Genomic DNA, 16,485 nt, shown 5'->3' on the forward strand with positions numbered 1-16,485 from the left:
TACCGCTGATCCCGTTGCTGATCCGGATGATTCACAGCGAGGGACCGTCGTCAAGGAGAAAGTCAAATGCGGCGATGACAGTTGTAAGTGCGCGAGTGGTAGTGAACAGGATATGCATGGTCCCTACCTGTATCGGTATTATCGTGATGAGGGGATGATGAAGTCAGAGTACATCGGCAAGCCGTGAGCGGCCACCGATTGTCAGTACTACGGGTTCTCCAGTTACACTCCGCTCACCTGAATTATATAGCACTGGGCTTCGTTAACAAGCCTGAGGGACCAAAAATAGGCTCTGAGGTGTGGAGAGCCGACATCAACATAGCGTCACACGTGTCCCTCCCCCACAACAGCGAGGCCACGTATGGTGACCCCCAATCCCGAAGCAGCCCTTGGCACTTGCCCGTTCTGTGGTGAGACAGTCGCGGATAGACATGTGCTCATTCACTACGAAAAGGCATCCGGAGATCAGGGTGTCTGGGCGGAATGTCCAGGATGCCAGGACGTTATCGATCCCGTATCTCAACCTGAGTGAGAGTAATCCGAGTGTCGCGACCTCGACTTGAGCGGCGAGTGCTTGGCTATTGAGCAGCGTGTCATAGAATCAGTCTTAGCCGGTTAGTAGAACTCCCTACTGAGCGGCGAAGGAACTACTAGATACGATTGATATCTGAGATGGCATGCAAGATGTAGAGGGCTGTATTCAGCAGGTGACTGTCGTTTGTTTCCTCAGCGATAAGGTGGACAAACCGGTCACTCGGACTGCAAATAGATACCACGATAATAAGAAAAGCTATGATTAGCGGCCTATCATTTCAATATATGATTGATTGGCCCTCCATTATGCAAGTAATGACTTATGAAATTTTCCCGGGAATCGTCGTGGCACAAGACGAGTTGTTGATTTTCATAGCTCTGCTAATTCTCTGGGCAACTGTTGGGCGGTGGATGTATAACGATGCAAAATCCCGAGGGAGTAAGTGGGCTTGGCAATGGGGATATGGGACACCTCTGACCATCATTGCAGGTCTTGACGTTATGCTATTAGTGATCGTCATTTATCTTCTACTGCGCGATTCAGAGTAATCGAGCTTCAGCCTGTGCTGCATTCGCGCCTTGTATTCATCACTCATCATCGTGACGGGTTTCAGATAGGTGGACTTCCAACTGCTGCATAGAGAGGAACTATTCAGCTTGATAGATTCTTTTGTTCCGCACTCAATTTACCGATTATCTATTATGTGGATGTCAAGACCGCCAAGTATAACCACAGGCTCTACACGTCATTTTACTATTTGCAAGATTTACAGTGCTTCTCGTGTCTCTGCTACCACATTCAGGGCAATAAGTTGCCATACAATTACTAATCAAAGCTTTCGATAAAAATTTTTTCCTGCAAGACTCGCGCGCTCTATCTTGCACGCGGTTGTTGACAGATTGTGGATAAAAAGAGATGAGAACTATTCTATGACACGCTGTATTGAGAACTGCATTTCTTCGAGATTAACCAACAGTATAGGCGAAAAGCTGAAATGTTGGTTAAGACGCTACTACAATCGAGTCACTGCCATCCCGACAGTCGCCGACGTGATGACCGACGTTGACAACACGCAAGATACCGAGTGAACACGAGATAATCTTGAGCGGCATCGCTACCATCTTTCACGGCCAGACTAGCGACTAATATTTTGAGGTGACCTCTGACGGTTCGCTCGCTCTGACTCTCAGGGCCCACCTTGCGTCCGCGTATGGAACTGCGATCCGGATTTGAACTCGGTGAGGTCTGCGATCCGGTCTTCGAGGTTCTCGATTTCCTCGCGGAGCTGTTCAGCCTCGTCTCCTTCTGTCGTCGCCAGCTGATCTTTGAGCCCTTGGAGTCGCGTTTCCTTGCGCTCCTCGTCGACGTCTGCTTTGCGCACGTACTCGGATTCGGTGATCTCGTACACGTCGGTGTCCGAGAGGGCCGTCACCTCGAGTGCATCATCGACCTTGCTGCGGTCGACGCCCAACACGCGCTCACGGTCAATTCCAGCGTCTTCGAGTGTCTCCAGTACTTCGTCGTCGGGTTTGAGCGAGCGATTGCGGCGGGTCGTCCGTTGGACAGAGCCGAAGGGTCCAGAGACGGGTTGGTCATGGTGGAGTCGGATGAGTAGCACCTCGCTTACGTCCTGCCGGAGGTCGTTGGCGTTCCGCTGGACGTCCGAAAGCAGCGTGTAGAGGTCCACGAGGACGTCCGTCTCGATCTGTTCGAGGTTGGTGACCTCGTGTCGCTCCAGTGCGTCAACGAGCAAGAGTGCATCTGCATACACGTCAAGATCCGGCTCGGTCCGTTGCTCGTCCATGTGTGCTGACCCGTCTTCGTGATCGCGTGTGTCGAGGATCTGGTTCGTGGTGGGTCCGTCTGTTTCGAGGATCACGCCGGCGTCTTCATCGATTTCGAAGCGGGGATGGAGAGACAATACGGCTGGATATGCGTCCGCATCAGGTGGGAGTCTGTCGAGCTCGAATCCGTTGGGTTCGTCACTGACTCGCCGGTAGAGCGTCTCAAATTGGTCTCGCTGGAGCGGGCGTGTGTCATCGATATCCTTGTCGAGGAACTCAATGATGACCCGCTGCTGTTGCACATCGCGAATACGAAACCGATCGTGAGAGAGTGGGGTGATCAGCGTAGAACCCTCCGGAAGTTCGTCGAGCCGTTCCAGCAGGTTGTCCCACGAAATACCGAAGCTCATACTCACCTGTTGTACAGCGGCGATAAAACCGTCTGGGCCACTCCGTCATCACGATGGCTCTCATCGATCTCAGTGAAGTAACACTATCCAAGAACTGATGGACCACTTCGCGATGCACATAGTGCGAATCCAGCACTCGTCGTTGAGACCCGTGAGCAATTCAGAGGTGAGTTCGTTCAACGGAGCTGATGGTTTGCCGAACAACAGATAAGAATTCCGTGGAAAATACAGAGGATAGATGCAATACAGGAACTGGGATTCTTTCGGTTATTCTATCTGTTCCCACTCTTCATCGATATTTTCTTTAAGCCTCTCTTCACCGTCTCCCGAAAAGATAATATTATTTGCTTTATCTTTCCCCCAAAGCAGAATATTCAAGTATCTCGGAAACCGCGGTAACGTCTGACACATGGTGCTAATACTTCACTTCGTGAAATGCAACGAATGCGGTCACGAAGCACCATCAGCTAAACCTGCAGAAAAAATACCCGATATTCCCGCTAACGAATGTGTCTTCTGCGGATCCAATACATGGGAAAACACAGGTAGAAGCAAAGAAGCACCTGAACACATAGAAAGAGCCTACAACGAAAGAAAATCGACCCGCGAAGACTGAATGGTACCCTCAGGACGAAGGGTCGGACTGGAGGTCGTAATATTCTCGGCTTTAGCTCCCGTCGAGGAGGCGGGTCGCCGTCTCCACCGGCAAGACACTCTCTTCAATGCATTTGATCACTTCGTTCACGTCGTACTTGGCTCGACGCAGATCGACTGTTCGCTCGTCGGGGTAGAGGACGGCGTACGCGGCGTCATTGTCGCCGTCGCGTGGCTGTCCGACGCTGCCGGGATTGACGATAAGCCGATCGTCTATCGTCGCCTTGTGCTGTCTGTGCGTGTGGCCGAGGATGGCGCCGGCGTAGTCGTCGAGGTAGGGACGAACCCGGGGAAACTCGTGGGGCTGGACGTACTTGTCACGATGCTTCGGATGATCATGTACGAGCAGGTACTCACCGGCAACAGAGGCTTGCCGTGGAAGGTTCTTAAGCCATGCAAGTTGATCATTGTTGAGTTCGTCGTATGCAAGTTCGAGTCCGGCCTCTGCCATGCGATTTGCTCTGTATCGGTGAGGGCGGTCGACAGTTCGGTCATGATTCCCTTCGACCACGACGGTGCAGACCTCCTGCACGAGCGTGACACACTCCGCAGGCCACGGATTGTAGCCGACGATGTCACCCGCACAGACAATCGTCTCGACTGTAGGCATATCGTCAAGCACTGCCTCCAGTGCAGGCAGGTTTGCGTGTATGTCGGAAATGAGCCCGATTGCCATACTCGACAGGACAGTGGGCTGACCAAAGGTGTTTCGCCGATGATCCCCTTAGCGTGAAAACAGCGGCCGAGCAAGAGTAATTTGGTGAGTTGACAATACTTGACTGCATGGTTGAGAGGGTACGTCAGCAGGAAGCATCTTCCGATGCGGACACGCCGCTCTCCTCGGAGACGTGAAGCTTCTTCATCCTGATATGGTAGATCTCATCATCGACATCGCGTTGTCCGTGTCGATGCGCTCTACTAGGGCATCGACGCCGCTTACTAATCAGAGCGAGCGGGGATCGCTCTCTACAATCTTTGCGAATGCAACGTTTTCTGGTTGTTCACTCAATGCTCGCTATTTAACAACTGGATTCTCTGGATTCAGATTTTCTAATAGAATCTCTTGCCCGGCACTGTATAGTTAAGCCAGTTTAGGTAGCGAGCAGTTCGTGGTTTGAGTTGTCTATGCTGTCACCAGAACTGCTCAGAGAAACACAAGCAATCCTTCGGCTGTTTGGCGTTCAACGCTCCCATCAGACGATCTTTCAGTGGGTACCTCGGGTTGCTGACAGCGTTCCCGACCCGCCTGAGGCAAAGCCGAAGCGGGTCGCTGTAGACGAGACATCTGTCAAAATCAATGGCAAGTGGTCTTGGTTATATGCTGCAATAGACCTCGACACCAAAGTGATTCTTGCTGTCAATCTGTTCGTATCTCACGGAACAGATCCAGTTGCTACATTTCTACATAGGCTCTTCGAGAAACACGATCTCTCCGAGGCTGTGTTTCTCGTCGATGGCTTTGGCTATGAGACTGCCTTTGCTCGATTAGGACTCAGCGGTCGGCGTGATTATACCGACCGAAGCCTGATCGAAAAGTGGTTTCAGACACTCAAAATGAGGATCGATCACTTCCATAACTCATGGATTTAGAGGAAAATGAATCACAACTATGTGTTGCAGGAGGAAACATCGTGTACTACCCTGACTCAGTATCCGAAGGAATAGATTTTCTCCGAGCATTCAACACACACATTTCATATCGACATATCCCATACCAGAACGGGTTTTACGGCGAATACACAGGAGATGACTGGACAGTAACGATCAAGGAGGACGTGAACAAGGACACAGACTATATTGCTGTTGTCAACGGACAACAAGAGCGCTTCGAAGACGCTCTCGATATGCGAACAACAATTAGAAACGAAGTACTCAAACAAATCACCGTTGCGGTATAGTGTTTGGTCTTTTCTTAGAGCGTCTTACCCAGCGTGGTGTCCGATCTCTCTCCACAAACGACAAGTCAATCCACGTGGTACGTTCGCTGAGGCGTTCGATTTCGGCAATAAGTACTCTGAGGTTGAGCGCCTCATTCACTAACTTGACACGCCCATGTAAAATGGCGAAATATTTATTGATAGGTGGTCTGTCTATAGACGCCTCGTGCTGGGGGAGTGGGAACCTGTCCAGCCGTCTGGATCACCACGAAGGTGCATGGGTTGCAGTCAGTCACGTTACCGATCGATCGAGAAGTCCATAGACTCCATACTCACGGACTGGTCTGCGTCGACAGCGCTGAGGTCTTCCATCTCGGATTCGATATCATCGACGTCGATGTCACCGGCCGCAAGACGGTCCATGAGTTGGTCTTCTTCCGTAGTTTCCACAGGGATGTCTGTGGACGTATTCTCGACGTTCCCGAGGAAACTGTCGATATCTTTCATACCGCTGGCCAACTCCGCCTCTGCTTCGGTGATGCGGTTTTCGATGTCCGCGGGGTCTGCGTCAAGAACTTCGTTGACGGTTTCCTGATTCGAGATGTCATCGAGCATTTCCTCAACTTCACTCATTCCGTCAGCGATCTCTGATTGTGAGAGATTCTTGACCGCTTTGAGTCTTTTTAATTCGTAGATATTGCTTTTAAATTTCGCGATCCGTGCTCGGACGGCACAGACACGTCGTCTCCCGGCAGAGGAGTTCGCTCCCTTTTGAAGCTGTTCGAGGTATTCATCGCGACACTCGGAAATTCCTTGCTCTGCCTTCTCGATTTCCCGTTCCGCACGGTAGATTCGCTTCTGTGGATCGACTCTGTTGTCCCCTCCCTGACTCGAGAACGGATTGAGGAAGTTCCAAACCATCTCGTCTAAACGGTGTCCCCTTAACCTTACAAAAACAGCTACCACGGTTGCAGTTTCAAATGGCAGGAAAATATTTAAATATTAGATGAAAAGTCTTGACGTGGAGGCGCAAACGTAGGCATATGCTTGAACCGCGGAATACTGAACGTGCATGGCGAGTGTTCGTCTACCTATTTGACGGGTTAGAACGAGTCCACACTGTTTGCCACACACTCTAGATCGTGGTAGCTTACTTAGAATCGACGAGCACCCCAACCTGAAGGCGGACAGCGACGCCTCAGATCTGCCAGGGAATCGAAATCGAGACGTCGAAGTAGGCTATCGACACGAAGATTACCGTCATGAGAAGTCCACCGAGGAAAACGCCAACCATGAGGTCAGGTGTGTTCCACACCGGCCAAGGGACGCGGTGGTCTTTGACCACTTTACTCGGACGATCGAACTCCGGAATCGCTTGATCGAGGACCTGTCGTCGTATTTCCCCATTTGGTTCATCGAACAAATCGGCGATCCGCTTCGTTTCGTCCGCGACGGTCGACCGAACCGTATCGGCAGACTCGTTGCGCACGGATCGCCGAAACTCCTCGACATGTTCTTTTGCGGTCCGTTCTACCCTGCTCTCCAACTTGCGTTTGTTTTCTGGTTGAACATCTCTCAAGTGGTACTCAATTGATTCGAGCAAGGTTCTTGTCTCTTCAGTATCGTACCGTTTTGCGTTCGGTACTGCGCCTTCCCCTTTGATGATATCGTTCAACACCGCCGCGCGGGTGTAGTCGTCCACTTCGTCGTCGTTGAAAAAGGTGTGAAACGACTGAGTCAGTGAATTGACGGCCTCGTTCAGTTCTTGTTCTTGTTGATTCTGTCGCCAGCGTTTGAGTGTTTGTTTGGATTTCTCAGACGCAAGTTTAAACGACTCAGCTGATCCGTATTCGATGATGAGATCGGTCGTGAAGTGGTCCGCTGCAGCGTCCGCATTACGGGTAATCAGGATCCTAGCGTCGCAGTCCGAGTATCGACATAGCGTTTCATGGGCGTCATTTCTGGATGGAACGGCGACATTTATTTCGGAACCTCCGCTTTGGAGGAACTGACCGACTTCACGCTCTAGCGATGTTCCGTCTTCAAACCCGGACGAATACGTCGAAAGTGCTGCCACCTCTTCGGCTGTCACACGCCTTTTGTCACCCTCTTCGACCGACTCCCATTCTTGACTGCTTGAGAATAACTGTTCGACCTCTCCTGCGAGCCTCTCAAGTAGCTGACTATCGATGTATCCGTGCGCAACAGCGTAGTAGATCTGCTCGCGTGCTCCGCGGCCGGGACGCCGATGTATCGCATCGAGACGATGAATGACAACGTTATCACTCGGCGAGAAGAGACATACTGCTCGATCAGCCTCGTACACTGCCCTTACCGCGTCCACGAACGATTGATCCTCTCTCCCTTCGGTCGGGTACGTCCGTTGTGGTTCCGTGTCGTATATTTCAAACCCGGACATTTTTCATCGCCTCATTTTCGATCCGCTCAATTAGCTCCTCGTACCCGACGGGTTGGAGTCGTCCATTTTCGTCAAGGTCTGGGACGAGGCTCTGTCCGTCTTCACTCTGCTTTGTCATGAAGTATACTGGGTAGATTACGTCAGTCGACACCGTTTTCATGAGCTCGTTGATCTGTATTCGGTCGGCCGTTAAGTTATCCGTGAACTCGTCAGCCGGCGATTTTTCCATTCCGTCGTCGTCGTGTAGCAATTCATCTCCGATTCCCGGTTTTAATTGTTGCTGGAGTCCAGCGTAATCCTTGAGTGCGAGATCAGACTTCGTTGCGACGACAAAAATCCGACACGTGTCTTTCGTCCCATTCGCTATCGTTTTCAGATCACTGAGGTATGCCGGCCGGTTTTCTACGATACGTTCCATGTCAATCAGCAGCATGAGGATGTCTGCAGTGCGGACGTGGTTGTAGAATTGGATCTCCCTTTGATGATCAGATAACGCCATTCCCGGGAGCATCTCGCTGAACCAGATACCGATATGTTGGAGTCGTCGCTTGACTCCGGGCGGGTCACGTAGCTCTCTGGCGATGTCGTCAATCTTCTCACCTGGATGATCGAAGGTAGTGAACCGCGCCCGCATTGGAAAGATATCGCCCACCTGGAAGTAGAACCCGATATCGTGTGTCTCTTGGGTGCCTCGAATCTTGAAGTCCTCGTCTTCAGCCATGGTATCAACTTCTTCGATGTGTTCATCTAGGGCTGGTGACGTCTCGGCAGGTATTTTATCCCGATCGGAGAATCGCTGATAGAGTCCGACGATCGATGTCGTCTTTCCGGATTCTCTCGGACCGATAATCGCCGTCTTCGTGGTGGCATCGTACGCGATGAATCCGAAAAGCACGTACACGAACGCGATGGTTGCAGGCACGTCGACGATGGGGACTGCCGCGCCAACGGACACCGCTTGTAACAGTCCAAGGACGGCAAGTGTGGAGAAGCTGACGAACACCGAAACGACAGCGATATCGAATTCGATGTGGTCGATCGACGTCGAAAATGCCTGTCGTTTGATCGCCCCGAACTCAAGGAGCGCTGCTGTGCCGAGTCCTCCAAGGAGCGCGGCGACGTTCGTCCAGTGGTAGAGATCTATATTTGCAAGCAGAACACCACGGGTCCAGAGTGCGTAGAGCCCAACCGCTGTACCGATTATCAGGAGGACGCCCTGCACACGCTTACGCCAATCAGCGGTAAACAAGGCAAGCAATCCCAGATAGGAACCGAGTACGAAACTCGGGAGAATTTCTTCGGGGGTTCCGTATCCCACGTCGAAAAGCACTGCGGTACCGTATACTGCGTCGTGAGCGATCGTCCCGGGGACCCACGTTCGCCCGAGCATGAGACCGATGACCGCTCCGAGCGCAACGATCAGGACGAAGCGTATACCGAGAAGGAACTGCTCACGAGTGTTCATCGGGCGTTACCTCCGGAAAGGTAGCCGCCGCCCTCCTCAGATTCAGATTTCGATTTCTTTCGATTGCGGATCGCCTCGTCAACGTGTCGTTGTTCTATCGGCACGATTTCTCCCGACTCTTCTGCTTCGTTCGCTGCTAGTCGCGCGGCGGCGTTGGCCACGGGCTCCATGTCGGCAGCCGAGAACCCTTCGGTCATCTTCGCTACGCGGTCGTAATCGATCCCGTCCGTTGGTACTTCTCTTTTCCGCATCTTCACTCGAAGGATCGCTTTCCGTGAGTCCTCATCTGGTAAGGGAACTTCTATAGTTTCGGTAAGGCGTTGTGCTCTGGCAATGGCGTCGTCGACTGCCTCAGGAGCGTTCGTGGCGGCGAACACGATGACGTCGGTGTCTTCCAGATTGTTGATTTCCTGAAGCAACTGTGTGAGCATCTGCCGTTCCGACTGCGTCCCCTGTGTACCACCGAGCCGACTTGGGGCGACCGAATCAATCTCGTCGAAGAACAGGATGCAAGGCTCATTCTCCTTCGCCGTCTTGAACACCTGTTGAATGTTCTTTGCCCCTTCTCCTACGAGAGCGCTCGTCACGTCAGCTGGGCTCAGCTCTATGAAGTTCCATTTCATTTCCCCAGCGAACGCCCTAATAATGAAGGTTTTTCCTGTCCCGGGCGGTCCCTGTAGAAGCGCACCGCGCGTTGGTTCGACCCCATACTGTTGGTAGATATCGGCGTTCTCGATCGGGTCGGCAACCTGCTCAAGTAGCGTCTGCTTGACGCTTTCCATGCCCCCGACATCGTCGAATGTCACATCTGGCGTCTCGACACGCACGTTTGGTCCATCCCCTTGGAACGGCGAGTCATCAGCTCCTCCGAGGTCATCGTGCTTCGATCGGTTCTTACCCCCATCGTCGACCTCAGCTACGGCGCCCACGCCGTCCTCTTCAAGTGCTGTTGCTGTTTTCCGATAATTTTCGGCCTTGTTCTCGTAAGTCCGGCGGGTCGATGTGAGGTCCTTACTGAGACTGGCAAGCTCGTCGAGGTTCTCGGCTGCTTGGCGGAGTGCCCGTGCAGCCTTCTCTGGTTCGTAAGCTCTGATGGCGCGCTTCGCCTCCTCATAATTGCGTTGATACTCGTCTTTTGCAACCTGCCTCTGAACTTGGTGTGATATTTCGGACATTAGTGTTGAACAGGGCCTCAATTCTCTTCTCCGAGTCCCCATTCCTCGAAGTTCTCTTCGATGCCGCCGAGCGGGTCATCTTCCTGGATTTCATCTCCCACGTCGGCGGATACGCCGAAGTCAGACACGTCCTCCAGTTTGATGTCCTCTGAGGCTAGCCTGTCCATCAATTCCTGCTCCTCCGTCGACCCGAGTGAAACGTCATGGTCGGAGGGTTCCATACCCGACATCATCTCACTAATCTCTTGCATCTCGGCCTCCAACTGAACCTCCATCTCCTCAATTTGTTCTTGAAATCGTTCGGCGTCGAGTTCGGGTAGCTCTTGGGCGACGTCGCTCTCGATTTCTTCAAGGAGTTCGCGGATTTCCCGCTGTCCACGTACGAGCTCCCACATTGCCAGATTCTTCACCGTCTTCAGCCGCTCCAGTTCTTGTACGCGGGATTTGAACCGCTCAAGTCTGGCTCGAACTGCGTACGCCTGACGGGCTTCGGGCGGTGCCTCCGCTCCTTGTTGGAGGTAGTCGAAGTACTGTTCTTTCCGTTTCTCAAGGTCTACTTCGACACGATCTAGCTTTCTCTCGGATGAGATGATGCGCTTTCTGAGTTCGTGTTTGGATAGTTCTTCGTCCTCGCTTGAGGATAGAACCCCCATCAGTGCTACCAGCATGGTTGGCTATTGTATTCCCCCCTTTACCCTCCTACCGCTGGTGTTTGGCAGAGGAAAAGATCAGCACAAATTTTAAATAATTCTCAATCGATTTTTTGTCGAGGAATTAACTAGAGGAGAGATCCAGTGTCAGGCCAACTAGGAGATGATCCCCCGACGTACGGGTACTTTGGAACTGCGAAAGTGTACGCGACTGGCGCGATTACCGTCCCGTCTCTTCTTCTCCGTCACGGCTATCTCTCGGAGGGGATGGAAGTCACTTGGTACGTCTCTCCAGACGGGCATCCTATATTCGTAGAGGATAATGAACGGGCACCTCATGACTTCGAGACTGTGGACTCAACTCCTGTCAGGCGGGACAAAAATACGGAAGTCATCCAAATCCCCAAGCGATTCTTCGGCACCTACAAGGGTCATCCGGGGATTCCTGAAGCGCTCAAGCAGCAACCGGTTCGTGAATCGGCGCGAATCGAACATGAAGACCGATATCACTTCATTCGAGAGCGAGTTAACCACCCAAAAAGCGGACCACTGAACATGTACAGGCTCCTAAAATGGCCAGATATGGCAGCGCTGTCGGACGACGAGCTTGGCGACTACTTCGTATCGTTCAGTCAGCGCTCGAAACTCCTCGACTCGGTGACTGTAGAATCGTGTTCCGAGTATCCAGACTCGGTCTTCTCTGTCGTCACCGCGGTGTTCGAGGACGGGAAGGATCACCTCTGATGATGAGTGATACGCAGAAGATGTCGCACGCTTCAATCGGGGCCTGCGTTGAGCGAACATTAAAAGCACTTGAGCGTATCCCAGATAACCACCCAGTTCGCGATCTTGGTCTCAGTAACGAGGGACTGCAAGATGCTTACGAACAGGGTGGCGTGAGAGCACTTATGGAATGTTGTCAACAAACGACGACGGCAGCAGCTCATCTCTGGGAACGTAGCGATCTTGACGCTCTCGACTGGCGTGAGTTCGAACAGCTTGTCGCCATGCTTTACGAGTCGCGGGGGTGTGACACCCGACTAACTGACGACGGCGCTGACGGCGGTGTTGACATCTATGTGCGTTGTTCGGGTCGGCTTAAGGCAGTGGAGGTAAAGCACCGAACTAGTGGCGGCACGGTCGGCCGACCAGTCGTTCAAAAGACGGCGAGTCATCTTCTTCGCCAGCCCGTTTTGCAGGCCGTCGTAGTCTCAAGTGGCCAATTTAGTAGTGATGCGCTGTCGTACGTAGCTGGCACGGACGCAAACATAACCCTGGTTAGCGGGAAAGACGTGCTCGCTGCTGCGTCAATCAACGGTCTCCCGAAAGGTGGTAATTCGTGACTTTCACCGTAATCAGCACGTATTATCGGTGCGACGTATGCGGCAATCAAACCGTTGGAAGCTCTCACGACGATACCGGATGTGACGGGTTTGTCGTTGAAATCGGAGATGAGTGGCTTTGTGTGGGCTGCAGCACGCGTGTTGATGTCGCTACAACGTGTTTCTCTTGTGGAGCCGCTGATGCGTTTGAACGCGTAGAACTCCCTGTGTTCACCGGGTCGCAGATCCACCCCAGTCGGATCGAACGGGCTATCCACCAACGTACGAATCACGAGCGGCGCGAGCGTGAGCTCTGTGAGCTCCAGTTTGACTATCATTTGAGCGCTGTCGCACTTAGACATAGCCGGGACATGAGTCACCGAAATTACTTTGCCCACGAATCACCCGAGGGTAAGTCGCCGGCAGACAGGTACGAGGCTGCTTCAGTTGACTCGAATCGTGTCGGTGAAAACTTGTCTAAGCAGTATCACGGTCCATCGACATCTCCATCGTTAATCGGTTCCGAGGTCGTAGACGCTTGGCTTGGTTCGCCCGGTCACCGCAAGACTCTCCTCGAGTTTCAGTGGTCGAGAGAGGGCATCGGTGTCTTTGTCGACGTCGATGGTGCGATATACATCACACAGAATTTTGCGTGAGATATCGAATCTAGCGATCCTCAGACCCAGTGCTCAAACAAGTAGTGGTCGTTTCCCATAACGGGACGCGAGGATTAGCTAACATCCGCACAGGCCAAATTTCCCGTCTTACGGTGGGCGGGATAACATTCAGTCGTCTGATCCCCGTGTATCGAGATCGGATATAGCATTCCTGACGCGCCGTGCGGGCCGCTCAAACAGGTCAGGGCGCACGCTGTATAGCACTACCGCACTCATCGTTCCTCCGATCGATCCATCGACGAGCCACTGTCCGGTCTGGTACGCTTGCTTTGCCCCCTCGGCACTTCTCAGGGAGGCTCCGTATTCGTCATCATCATACGCTCGATGTGCTGCTTCAAGCCGCTCCGTATATCCGAACTGATCTGCCGCGTATCGTATTCCTGTGTGACGCGTATCGAGTTCTTCCGCAGCCTCTATCGCGGCCCAGGCGGATTCTGCAAGTTCGTTCGTCTCTTCTAGGTCTTCGGCGGCGAGTTCGGCGGTTCGTAGTGCGTCTTCGTACTCATTTGCCTCGTATGCCGATTCAGCATCACGAACGAGTTCACGTGCCGTGGACACGTCATACTCCGTACTCTGCACCTGATCGTTTACCTTATCAATTGCGTCACGTGCATTTTTCGCCGTATATACACGGTCGGCGACGACATCTATCCCAGCTTCAGCCTTTTCTAGTGCGTCTTTGTAATTCCCATCATCATACTGCTCTCTCGCGTCGCGCAGTTGCTGTTCTCCCTCTGAAACCTCGTATCCTTCTCTCTGTACCTGCTCAATCTGACTTTCAAGCTCCGATATTGCCGTGGAGGCACGCTCAATACTATGCACCACCTCTTCAATCTCATCTAACGCATCTTCCGCAGTTTCGACTGTCCGCTCGTAGTTCCCACTTTCAAAATGATCCTCAGCACGCTGGAGCGCTCGTCGCCACCTGCTTTTCGTCCGGTATTCGGGGAGTTTCTCGATTTGAGTCTCGAGTGCTTCGATTCGTTCCACGGCTTCCTCCATACTACTTACTCGCTCATCATATATCGCGTTGAGGTCGCGAGCGATGGACTTGGCACGGGTGAATGACCGCTCAAGGAAGGCGTCAGCCGCAGACTGGTACGTACGGATCACCGTCTCATCAACTCTCACTGGCGGGTTGTCGTCTTCGAATGGTCGACGACTATCTGCAATCTGTGACTTCGCCTCAACGCTCTCGGGTGACTGAAATAGTTGTAGATCGTCGCTCGTAACCACGAGTACTGTTTCCGGACCTACGATCGGTCGCTGTCTCGCGATCAAATCAATATCATCGTACGGCCCGTTCGATCCGTCTCCGAGATCGAATGATTTGATCCCGGCGACGGTCCCGACCAGAATTGAGTCGAGGTGGATGGTTGGCGGAGTTCTGATCGATTTGTCAACTTCACTAGACCACAGTTCTTCTCCGTTGTACAAGTCAAGCATGCTTATCTTTCTTCTATTTGCTACTGCAAGAAAACCTCGTGCGACAGCAACTTCCTTGTGTACAGTGCGTCCCAAATCACGACCCCAGCTGTACTCTCCGCTGTTTGTATCGAATGCTATAATGCTGTTATCCCGCCACGAGAGTACACGATCGTCGGTTACCGTCAACGGTGCTGATGAAATATCTTCCAATTCAGTCACCCACGGATTTGATGCTACTCGGGCCACCTTTCCACCCCTTTTTACCACATACGCATCATCTCGATGCACACAGAGACTCTCGGGACGGAGATTCGAAACGTCGTGTGAAGCGGTTTGTTCTCCACTCCGAGGATCAAACTCAAGCACTTGCTCTTCGGTCACTGCGAAGACGCTTTCTTCTCCTGATGTGATTTGTTTATACCGATCCTCAAGAGTGGTTTGCCATCTTACCGTTCCAGAGACGACATCGATGCCATACATCGCAGGCGACTCGTCACTCGTAATGAGGGTCTTTCCGGAAATACAGGGCGTTGTAGCGATAGAGTTGTCGAACTGGTGGTCCCAGAGTTTCTCACCGCTGACTTCATCAATAGCGTGTAGGGTGGTTCCTGTTCCGAACACGATAACGCCATGATTCGCTATGACATCTGTTTCGCGTCTGAAATACCCATGTTGCCACTGGCGGTCCAGCGTGGCTGGATTTGCTTCTGAGTGGGATGCCTCAGCAGAGTTGCCAGCACCTCCGCGCGTGTTGGGCCAATGCAAAAATGGCATCGCCGACCATTGCCGGGCTGATTCTGACCCATCACCATTCGCACTCACTGACCATGGTAGAACTGTGCCTACTCCTGCCGTACCCGCAGCGATTAGCAAATTCCGCCGGGAGAAATTTCGTCGACTCCCTTTTTTGACGCGTTTCATTGTGCGTTCACTTCTGAATTTCCTAACTCTACCTACCACAAGAGTGGGAACATGAACTTGTTAATTCAACTCTTGCTTGGTGGTCTTGTTATTATGCCATTCGGAGCAAACAGGTAAATGTATGTCCCCGATGCAGTCTCGTCACAATTGTACTGTTATAGTCACCGCTTTTTGTGAGGGGGTTGCACATCCGGTCAATACGGCAGGTTCGGTGCGGTTCGGAGAGCATGTCGGTCATGAGCAGCCAAGGACCAGACGGCGAAGTCGGTACTGTTTGTGTATGTGTGCAGTACACTGGTCCCGAAGTCGTTAATCGGTGTCACTCGTGCCGGCTTGTTAGACGATCAGTGGTATTCATCCTGGTAGGCCGCGTCCGTGCGTGCGGACAGATGTGCCATCACACGCACTCGGATGACTCACCTCTGTAGTGGGAGAGCATGCAGTTTGTCATTCAATCGATGAATACAAAAAGGAATGCAAAGGTCAGCGAAAGTGATATTCTATAGATCCATGTACGGATCATAGAACTAGCTCACATGAATCAGCAGTCGGTGCCAATTAGTGACCCGATCACTGCTTTCGAGATGGTTTCGAATCTTGCTGAGTGTCATTGATCGTGTGCACTGACTGCATCAGAAGTGGTTATGATTCATAAATTGTACACCACACACAAGAACTGAACACTCGAACGAATCATCTACGTTTACGCCGAGCGTTCCATCAGGGCGAGATGAATTTGATTTGAGCTCGTCGGAAAGAAATCGATTGAGTTCCTCCACATCAGCCAACGTAACTGATGATTCGACCCACGCATGACCATACCAGCCGGTTATTGGCTGGTTGGATGCCCCTGCGATAGAATGAATAACGTGATTACCCGACTTCGTTGAGTTCATGCGGCCACATTCCACAACGAACGGAAATGCCAAGTTCCCACAATCCCACTGATTCCATAGCTTCCCATAGTTTACGCCGACCAGATTCGGGCCAACAACTAGTATAATAAAATCAGTAATAAGACGACGTATGAGTTGGTCTGACCGGCACTGTCTAGTTAAGCCAGTTTAAGAAGCGAGCAGTTCGTGGTTTGAGTTGTCTATGCTGTCACCAGAACTGCTCAGAGAGACGTTGGATACCGCAGATCTTGAATGTTGGGAGCGAGAGCGGA

The 16,485-nt window shown here is 52.2% G+C and carries 14 protein-coding genes and 3 pseudogenes; 8 read left to right on the forward strand and 9 right to left on the reverse strand.

All coding sequences use genetic code 11. The features are described 5' to 3' along the window. On the forward strand, positions 1-187 hold a 187-nt coding region (locus CHB65_RS17665), incomplete at its 5' end, for a DUF6788 family protein (RefSeq protein WP_321166758.1). 174 nt (positions 188-361) lie between these two features. Next, positions 362-532 (forward strand): DUF7837 family putative zinc-binding protein, encoded by a 171-nt coding sequence (locus tag CHB65_RS18105; RefSeq protein WP_449404582.1) that lies wholly within the window; start codon positions 362-364, stop codon positions 530-532. 1,189 nt (positions 533-1,721) lie between these two features. Here the strand turns inward: CHB65_RS18105 and CHB65_RS15865 are convergent. After that, complete coding sequence (locus CHB65_RS15865) at positions 1,722-2,729, reverse strand: hypothetical protein (protein ID WP_089385992.1); 1,008 nt, start codon at positions 2,727-2,729, stop codon at positions 1,722-1,724. Positions 2,730-3,396: 667 nt separating this feature from the next. Continuing rightward, complete coding sequence (locus CHB65_RS15870; protein ID WP_089385993.1) at positions 3,397-4,059, reverse strand: metallophosphoesterase family protein; 663 nt, start codon at positions 4,057-4,059, stop codon at positions 3,397-3,399. A 467-nt stretch (positions 4,060-4,526) separates the two neighbouring features. Here CHB65_RS15870 and CHB65_RS15875 point away from each other — a divergent pair. Together CHB65_RS15875 and CHB65_RS17105 are read left to right on the forward strand one after the other, a co-directional pair. Further along, positions 4,527-4,970, forward strand: a pseudogene (locus CHB65_RS15875) (IS6 family transposase); the annotation flags it as partial. Next, positions 4,964-5,281 carry a hypothetical protein gene (locus tag CHB65_RS17105; RefSeq protein WP_143420466.1) on the forward strand — a complete coding sequence of 106 codons (318 nt, stop codon included), beginning with the start codon at positions 4,964-4,966 and terminating at the stop codon, positions 5,279-5,281. The pseudogene CHB65_RS15875 and the gene CHB65_RS17105, both read left to right, overlap by 7 nt. 28 nt (positions 5,282-5,309) lie before the next feature. Here the strand turns inward: CHB65_RS17105 and CHB65_RS18110 are convergent. The 6 genes and pseudogenes from CHB65_RS18110 to CHB65_RS15900 form a co-directional block, all read right to left on the reverse strand. Then, positions 5,310-5,390 (reverse strand): annotated as a pseudogene (locus tag CHB65_RS18110) (IS6 family transposase); the annotation flags it as partial. 167 nt (positions 5,391-5,557) lie between these two features. Further along, positions 5,558-6,181 (reverse strand): hypothetical protein, encoded by a 624-nt coding sequence (locus CHB65_RS15880; protein ID WP_089385994.1) that lies wholly within the window; start codon positions 6,179-6,181, stop codon positions 5,558-5,560. A gap of 277 nt (positions 6,182-6,458) precedes the next feature. Beyond that, positions 6,459-7,679, reverse strand: coding sequence for a hypothetical protein (locus CHB65_RS15885; RefSeq protein ID WP_089385995.1), 1,221 nt, complete (start codon positions 7,677-7,679; stop codon positions 6,459-6,461). After that, a complete protein-coding gene (locus tag CHB65_RS15890; RefSeq protein WP_089385996.1) occupies positions 7,666-9,144 on the reverse strand; it encodes a hypothetical protein in 1,479 nt (492 codons plus the stop codon). Before CHB65_RS15890 ends, CHB65_RS15885 begins: the two co-directional genes overlap by 14 nt. Beyond that, positions 9,141-10,319 (reverse strand): ATP-binding protein, encoded by a 1,179-nt coding sequence (locus CHB65_RS15895; protein ID WP_179213698.1) that lies wholly within the window; start codon positions 10,317-10,319, stop codon positions 9,141-9,143. Before CHB65_RS15895 ends, CHB65_RS15890 begins: the two co-directional genes overlap by 4 nt. A 17-nt stretch (positions 10,320-10,336) precedes the next feature. After that, positions 10,337-10,987: a hypothetical protein gene (locus CHB65_RS15900; RefSeq protein ID WP_089385998.1), complete on the reverse strand. Its 651-nt coding sequence runs from the start codon at positions 10,985-10,987 to the stop codon at positions 10,337-10,339. A gap of 126 nt (positions 10,988-11,113) precedes the next feature. Between CHB65_RS15900 and CHB65_RS17560 the strand changes: the two genes are divergently transcribed. The 3 genes from CHB65_RS17560 to CHB65_RS18035 all read left to right on the forward strand — a co-directional run bounded on the left by CHB65_RS17560 (position 11,114) and on the right by CHB65_RS18035 (position 12,947). Beyond that, positions 11,114-11,713 (forward strand): hypothetical protein, encoded by a 600-nt coding sequence (locus tag CHB65_RS17560; RefSeq protein ID WP_179213699.1) that lies wholly within the window; start codon positions 11,114-11,116, stop codon positions 11,711-11,713. Between the two features lie 164 nt (positions 11,714-11,877). Then, positions 11,878-12,312 (forward strand): restriction endonuclease, encoded by a 435-nt coding sequence (locus tag CHB65_RS18030; protein WP_394335421.1) that lies wholly within the window; start codon positions 11,878-11,880, stop codon positions 12,310-12,312. 206 nt (positions 12,313-12,518) lie between these two features. Then, positions 12,519-12,947 (forward strand): CAP domain-containing protein, encoded by a 429-nt coding sequence (locus CHB65_RS18035; protein WP_394335422.1) that lies wholly within the window; start codon positions 12,519-12,521, stop codon positions 12,945-12,947. Positions 12,948-13,076: 129 nt separating this feature from the next. On the opposite strand, the gene CHB65_RS15915 is transcribed toward CHB65_RS18035, so the two are convergent. Next, the gene (locus CHB65_RS15915) at positions 13,077-15,017 is read right to left on the reverse strand and encodes an outer membrane protein assembly factor BamB family protein (RefSeq protein WP_179213701.1); all 1,941 of its coding nucleotides are present in this window, start codon (positions 15,015-15,017) and stop codon (positions 13,077-13,079) included. Between the two features lie 1,398 nt (positions 15,018-16,415). Here CHB65_RS15915 and CHB65_RS17115 point away from each other — a divergent pair. After that, a pseudogene (locus CHB65_RS17115) lies at positions 16,416-16,485 on the forward strand (IS6 family transposase); the annotation flags it as partial.

This window comes from Halorubrum vacuolatum (assembly GCF_900188065.1).
Taxonomy (GTDB): domain Archaea; phylum Halobacteriota; class Halobacteria; order Halobacteriales; family Haloferacaceae; genus Halorubrum; species Halorubrum vacuolatum.

Bases quoted from the DNA above. Each gene is read 5' to 3' on its own strand.
- CHB65_RS15880 (WP_089385994.1), bottom strand. From the start codon at position 6,181: ATGGTTTGGAACTTCCTCAATCCGTTCTCGAGTCAGGGAGGGGACAAC.
- CHB65_RS15885 (WP_089385995.1), bottom strand. From the start codon at position 7,679: ATGTCCGGGTTTGAAATATACGACACGGAACCACAACGGACGTACCCG.
- CHB65_RS18105 (WP_449404582.1), top strand. From the start codon at position 362: ATGGTGACCCCCAATCCCGAAGCAGCCCTTGGCACTTGCCCGTTCTGT.
- CHB65_RS18030 (WP_394335421.1), top strand. From the start codon at position 11,878: ATGGAATGTTGTCAACAAACGACGACGGCAGCAGCTCATCTCTGGGAA.
- CHB65_RS15865 (WP_089385992.1), bottom strand. From the start codon at position 2,729: ATGAGCTTCGGTATTTCGTGGGACAACCTGCTGGAACGGCTCGACGAA.
- CHB65_RS15870 (WP_089385993.1), bottom strand. From the start codon at position 4,059: ATGGCAATCGGGCTCATTTCCGACATACACGCAAACCTGCCTGCACTG.
- CHB65_RS15890 (WP_089385996.1), bottom strand. From the start codon at position 9,144: ATGAACACTCGTGAGCAGTTCCTTCTCGGTATACGCTTCGTCCTGATC.
- CHB65_RS17105 (WP_143420466.1), top strand. From the start codon at position 4,964: ATGGATTTAGAGGAAAATGAATCACAACTATGTGTTGCAGGAGGAAAC.
- CHB65_RS15895 (WP_179213698.1), bottom strand. From the start codon at position 10,319: ATGTCCGAAATATCACACCAAGTTCAGAGGCAGGTTGCAAAAGACGAG.
- CHB65_RS15900 (WP_089385998.1), bottom strand. From the start codon at position 10,987: ATGCTGGTAGCACTGATGGGGGTTCTATCCTCAAGCGAGGACGAAGAA.